Origin of the sequence: Microbacterium sp. CPCC 204701 (assembly GCF_004010105.1) — a bacterium.
In the GTDB taxonomy this organism is placed as follows: Bacteria; Actinomycetota; Actinomycetes; order Actinomycetales; family Microbacteriaceae; genus Microbacterium.
In genome coordinates, this window is record NZ_RRYE01000198.1 from 1 (window position 1) to 5,603 (window position 5,603).

6 protein-coding genes are annotated in these 5,603 nt (G+C 70.7%); 3 read left to right on the forward strand and 3 right to left on the reverse strand.

Translation table 11 applies throughout. The annotated features are described in order from the left end of the window. Both EIO58_RS11680 and EIO58_RS11685 read left to right on the forward strand, forming a co-directional pair. Nucleotides 1–563: SbcC/MukB-like Walker B domain-containing protein (locus EIO58_RS11680; protein ID WP_274543214.1), on the forward strand; the 563-nt coding region annotated here is incomplete at its 5' end. A 23-nt stretch (nucleotides 564–586) separates the two neighbouring features. Further along, nucleotides 587–766, forward strand: a complete 180-nt coding sequence (locus EIO58_RS11685; protein WP_127819691.1) for a hypothetical protein — start codon at nucleotides 587–589, stop codon at nucleotides 764–766. 1 nt (nucleotide 767) lies between these two features. Here the strand turns inward: EIO58_RS11685 and EIO58_RS11690 are convergent, their stop codons facing one another. Then, complete coding sequence (locus EIO58_RS11690; protein WP_127819692.1) at nucleotides 768–1,325, reverse strand: phosphorylase family protein; 558 nt, start codon at nucleotides 1,323–1,325, stop codon at nucleotides 768–770. A 135-nt stretch (nucleotides 1,326–1,460) separates the two neighbouring features. Between EIO58_RS11690 and EIO58_RS11695 the strand changes: the two genes are divergently transcribed. Then, entirely contained in the window at nucleotides 1,461–3,008 is a 1,548-nt protein-coding gene (locus EIO58_RS11695) for an MFS transporter (RefSeq protein WP_127819693.1), read from the forward strand. A 199-nt stretch (nucleotides 3,009–3,207) separates the two neighbouring features. Here the strand turns inward: EIO58_RS11695 and EIO58_RS11700 are convergent, their stop codons facing one another. Together EIO58_RS11700 and EIO58_RS11705 are read right to left on the reverse strand one after the other, a co-directional pair. After that, nucleotides 3,208–4,698 carry a lipase maturation factor family protein gene (locus tag EIO58_RS11700; RefSeq protein WP_127819694.1) on the reverse strand — a complete coding sequence of 497 codons (1,491 nt, stop codon included), beginning with the start codon at nucleotides 4,696–4,698 and terminating at the stop codon, nucleotides 3,208–3,210. Nucleotides 4,699–4,764: 66 nt separating this feature from the next. Continuing rightward, entirely contained in the window at nucleotides 4,765–5,421 is a 657-nt protein-coding gene (locus EIO58_RS11705; RefSeq protein ID WP_127819695.1) for a response regulator transcription factor, read from the reverse strand. Nucleotides 5,422–5,603: the final 182 nt, after the last annotated feature.

The window sequence follows — 5,603 nt, forward strand, 5'->3', positions numbered from 1 at the left end:
CGGCCGACGTCGCGGCGCTCACCCGCCTCGCCGACACCGTCGCGGGCCGCGCCCCCAACACCATGAAGATGGACCTCGAGACCTTCGTGCTCGCCGCCGAGCTCGAAGAGATCGTCGTGAAGGCGAACCTCCGCCTCGCCGACATGTCGTCGGGGCGCTACCGCCTGCAGCACACCGACGCGCGCGCCGCGCGCAACGCGGCCTCGGGCCTGGGCCTCGAGGTCTTCGACGCGTACACCGGGCAGTCGCGTCCGGCGCAGTCGCTGTCGGGCGGCGAGACGTTCCTCGCATCGCTCGCGCTCGCTCTCGGCCTCGCCGAGGCCGTCACCGCCCGCGCGGGCGGTGTGCGCCTCGACACGCTGTTCATCGACGAGGGGTTCGGCTCGCTCGACGAAGAGACGCTCGAGCTCGCGATGCGCACGCTCGACGAGCTGCGCGCGGGTGGGCGCACCGTGGGCGTCATCAGCCACGTGGCCGCGATGAAGGAGCAGCTGCCGGCTCGGCTCAGCGTCGAGGCGGCCGCACACGGGCCGAGCGTCGTCCGGCAGTTCGCGGTCGTGTGAGCAGACACGCCTAGGCTGGGGGCGTGAACATGAGAACCCTCTGGACGATCCTCGGCGTGATCGCCGCGGTCGTGATCGCGTGGATCGTGGTGGACGTGGTGTTCTCGCTGCTGTGGTTCATCGCCAAGCTCGCGGTCGTGCTCGTCGTCGCGGCGATCGTGTTCTTCGCCCTTCGGAGCGTCTTCGCCCGCAGCGACGACTGACTCACACGCCGTAGTCGGCGCGGATCCGGTCGCGCAGCTTCCGGCTGCAGGCCGCCACCGTGGCATGCCAGTCGGTGATGGCGCCGTCCTGCGCGCGATCCGACACGGCCTTCAGCACCCGGATCGGCACGCCGAACTGCTGCGCGACCCAGATGTACGCGTAGGTCTCCATGTCGACGAGGCCCGCGCCGAGCGGCCGGATCACCTCGACGGCCTCGGCGTCGTCGACGAAGTGGTCACCCGTGGCGATCGTCACCCCGTCGCGCTCGAGGTCGACGCGCGGCGGCAGTGACACGTGCTGACCGACGATCCCGTCGATGTCGGTCACGTCGTGCTGGATCGCCCCGTCGATCTCGTAGACGGATGCCGACAGCAGCGGGTCGATGGCTCCCGCCGTGCCGACCACCACGACCTCATCGTACGGCGCCGCGTCCAGCGCACGGGTCAGCGCGTAGGCGGCCTGCAGCTTGCCGGGACCGGTGACGAGGCGGTCGAACCCCTCGAGCTCGACGGGGAAGGCGACCAGCTCGCTCTCGAGCGCTGCGACGAGGAGTCTCACCCACCCATCATGTCCCGCTTTCGCCTGAGCATGTCCCGAAAGCTCCGGCAGGAGCCGCCCCTCTCGGCCGAAAGCGAGACACGGATGCCGTGCATGCAGGCGCGCGGCCACACCGACGGGGATAGCCTGGGAGGGATGCCTGACCTCGAGTCGCGACAGCCGGAGGCGACCGGCCCGAGTCGTGTCGTTGCTGCGCACACGGCGGTCATCCCGCTGACCCATGGTGCGCGGTGGCGCGCGTTCTGGGTGTGCGTGTCGGTCGCCGCGATCACGATCCTCGACATGACCAAAGTCAACGTCGCGCTGCCCTCGATCGGCGAGGTGCTCGGGGCGGGGTCGACCGAGCTGCAGCTGGTCGTGTCAGGCTTCGTCCTGACGTTCGGGCTCGTGCTCGTCCCGAGCGGTCGCCTGGGAGATCAGCGATCGCGCCGCAAGCTGTTCGTGATCGGGCTCTCGCTCTACACCGCGACGAGCATCCTGTGCGCGCTCGCCCCCACCGCCGGCGTGCTGCTCGTCGGACGCCTGCTGCAAGGCGTGGCGGCCGGCATCCAGATGCCGCAGGTGCTCGGCATGGCGCAGGAGCTGTTCCAGGGCAAGGAGCGCGGCCGGGCGTTCGGTCTCTTCGGTGCCACGATCGGCGTCGCGACCGCGTTCGGTCCGACGCTGGGCGGACTGCTCATCGCGCTGGGCGGTCCGACCGACGGGTGGCGTCTGATCTTCTGGATGAACGTGCCGCTGTGCCTCGCGGCGATCGCGCTGGCGCTGTGGCTCCTGCCCGACACGCGCACGCCGTCGCGGCGCCCGCTGCAGCTCGACCCGGTGGGCCTGCTGCTGTTCACGGCGAGCGTCGTCTCACTGATGTGGCCGTTCCTCTTCACGACCGGGGCGCCGACCGACGATCCGGCGCGCTGGTGGCTGCTGGTGGCGTTCGCGCTGTTCGTGTCGGCGTTCATCGCGTGGGAACGTCGCTATGCGTCGCGCGGGCGGCGTCCGCTGGTGCCGCTGTCGCTGTTCCGCATCGCGTCGTACCGCAACGGCACGCTGCTGCAGACGACGTACTTCACCGCGGCGCCGGCGCTCTTCCTGGTCACGACCCTCTTCCTGCAGATCGGGCTGGGCCTGGCGCCGGTCTACGCCGGCATGGTGTCGATCGGCTTCGCGCTCGCCAGCGCCGTCACGTCGTGGGTGGGCGGCAACCTCGTCGGCAGCCACGGTCGCTCCGTGGTGGTGTGGGGGCTGGTGGCGATACTGGCGTGCGTCGGCGGGCTCGTGCTCGCCGCGCTCTTCGCCGACCCGGCGTGGACGCCCTACGTCATGGCCGTGATCATGACGGTCGGCGGTGCGGGCGGCGGCCTCGTGATCGCGCCGAACCAGACGCTGACCCTCGCCGACATCCCGGTCACGCAAGGTGGCGTCGCCGGGTCGGTCGGCCAGCTCGGCCAGCGGGTGGGCGCAGCGGTCGGCACGGCTGTCGCGCTGTCGCTGTTCTACGCCGCGATCTACCGCGAATCCGGCACTCACGACGACCTCGTGGTCTACCACGACGCGTACGCGTTCGGGATGCTGTCGGTCGGGGTCTTCGTGGGGCTCGCGTTCATCGTGTCGATCGTCGACCTCACGGCGCGCCGTCGGGGCCGGCTGACCGTCGATCGGAGCGACGCCGCAGGAGCGCCCGCGCCCTGACCGGCCGCGCCTCGTGGAGCGGGACCGCGGGTCTGCCGGGCGTCCGAAAGCTCGGCAGACCCACCCACGCCGACCTGCGAAGGGGCCAGGTCAGCGCGCCCCTCGTGGGGTTACGGTGGCCGGAGGACACCGGCGAGCCCGACTGAACGCCATGGGCAACCGCTCGCGACGCGTCGTCGAGTCTGCGTGATTGTGCGAGTCAGGCTCGGCGACGCAGCGAGACCGGCCCGAGGACCGGCCGGCGGCGCTCGCGGACCCATCGCGCCCGCGTCGCCCGGAACTCGGCGCGCGTGGTGAACCGATAGCGGTACGACACCGCGCGCACCCACCGCGGCCGCTCGCCATGGAACGGGTCGTCGGCGAGCAGGCGCAGGGTCGCGTCATCCGCCTCCAGCAGCTTCACGAGGAACTCCGTGAACCACTCGTCGAGCGACCGGCCGAGCGGCAGGAACCACATCAGCCAGTCCAGACGCAGGTGGTACGGCGCATACTGCCGCGGGATCCGGCGCACGTCGCCCGGCTTGCCCTTGAACCCGTACTCGTGCCAGGTCGCGGCATCCGGATCCTCGTCCGCAGTGCCTTCGACGACGATCTCGATGCGCTTCTTCGTCACCGTGCCGAACGCGCCGTACGCGTTGGCGAGCTGCCAGCGGTTGAAGCTCGCGTTCATGAGCTGACGCCGCGCGAAGAGGTTGCGCAGCGGAGCCCAGCTGAGCACCGCGTACAGCACCCCGACCGCGCACGTGACGACGAGCCAGGGGAGAGGCATCCCGTGGATGATCCATGGCCCTTCGACGGGCTCGGCGACCGGTCGAATCGTGATGCCCGGCACGCCGATCGCCGAGAAGGCGAGCACGATCGTCATCCAGTTGAGCCACGCGAAGTTGCCGGTGATCACGAGCCACAGCTGCGTCGCGATCACGATCACCGCCGCGACGGCGCCGACGATCGCGGGCACGGGACCGGGAACCCACAGTCCGAGCAGCGGCGCGAACAGGAACCACGGCACGATCAGCTGTGCGAAGTGGTTGCCGACCACCTCGACCTTGTGGAACCAGCGGGGGAGCAGATGCGCCTGCCGGCTCAGCGGTCCCGGCATCGGCTGCGTCTCGTGGTGGTACATGAGGGCGGTCAGGTCGCGCCACTCGCGGCCACCGCGGATCTTGATCATGCCCGCGCCGAACTCGAGGCGCAACACGAGCCACCAGAACAGCACGATGACCACGGTCGGCGGAGGCTGGTCGTCCGACCCGAGGAACGCCGCGAGGAACCCGGCCTCGAGGAGCAGCATCTCCCACCCGAACCCGTAGAAGGTCTGGCCGATGCTCGTGATCGACATGTACCCCAGCCACAGGGCCAGGAAGCACAGCATCGGCACCCACGGCGGGCCGAGCTGCGGGATGCCGCACACCAGCGCGGCGGCGATCACGATGCCCGCGATGCACAGCGCGACCAGGCGGCGGTCGGTGTAGCGCACGTGACGGAAGAGCGTCGGCCGGAGAAGCTTGGAGGCGCGCGGAGACGAGCGGGCCCAATCGAGCAGCTCGGGCGCGGGGAGCATGCCGCGCTCGCCGAGGAGCGGGCGGAACTGGTTCGCAGTCGATACGAACGCCACCACGAACAGCGCGGCGGTGCCCCGCTGCAGCACCTGCCGCGCGAACTCGAAGTCGACCGCTGCGAAGCCGTCCACCCGCCTCATCCTCGCACTCTGACGGCCGGCCGTGAACGGCCTTGACAGGCGCCGGCGACGGGGCGATCAGACCAGCCGGTACCCTACGCCGCGCACCGTCTCGATGCGCCCGGGGCCCAGCTTCTGGCGCAGGTATCCGATGTACACGTCGGCGACGTTCGAACCCGGGTCGAAGTCGTAGCCCCACACCTGGCTCAGCAGCTGCTCGCGACTGAGCACCTGCCCGGCGTGGCGGACGAGCTCCTCGGCGAGCGCGAACTCGCGTGCCGAGAGCTCGATGTCGACGCCGCTGACGTGCGCGCGCCGCGTGCGGACGTCGAGCGCGAGATCCCGGTGGATGAGCTCAGCCCCCGCGGCTGCGTCATCCCGTCGCATCCGTAGGCGAATTCTCGCCACGAGCTCGTCGAACCGGAACGGCTTGCCGAGGTAGTCGTCGGCGCCGCCCTCCAGCCCCGCGACGGTGTCGTGCAGCTCGACGCGTGCGGTCAGCATGATCACCGGCATCCGCGAACCCGATCCGCGCAGGGCCTCCAGCACGGCGAATCCGTCCATCCCCGGCAGATTCACGTCGAGCACGAGCAGGGAGAACTCGCCCGTCAGGGCCAGGTCCAGAGCCTCGGGGCCGGTCGCCGCGACGCGCGTGGCGAACCCGGCTGAACGCAGGCCCTTGTCGATGAAGCCCGAGATGCGCTTCTCGTCATCGGCGATCAGAATCGACGCCACAGCTTCCCCCTCACGCGGCCATCCTCCCTCATCATGACGCCAGGTCGACGATCGGCATCGGCGGTCGCGGCGGCACGACCAGCCCGGGCGGCACCACGGGCGCCTGCGTGAGCGGGAGCGACACCGTGAAGCGGGCGCCTCCGCCCGGCGCGTCGTCGACGCGCGCCGATCCGCCGTGGGCG

What these genes read in the sequence shown, in the direction of transcription:
- EIO58_RS11695 (WP_127819693.1), top strand. Translation starts at nt 1,461, where the DNA reads ATGCCTGACCTCGAGTCGCGACAGCCGGAGGCGACCGGCCCGAGTCGT.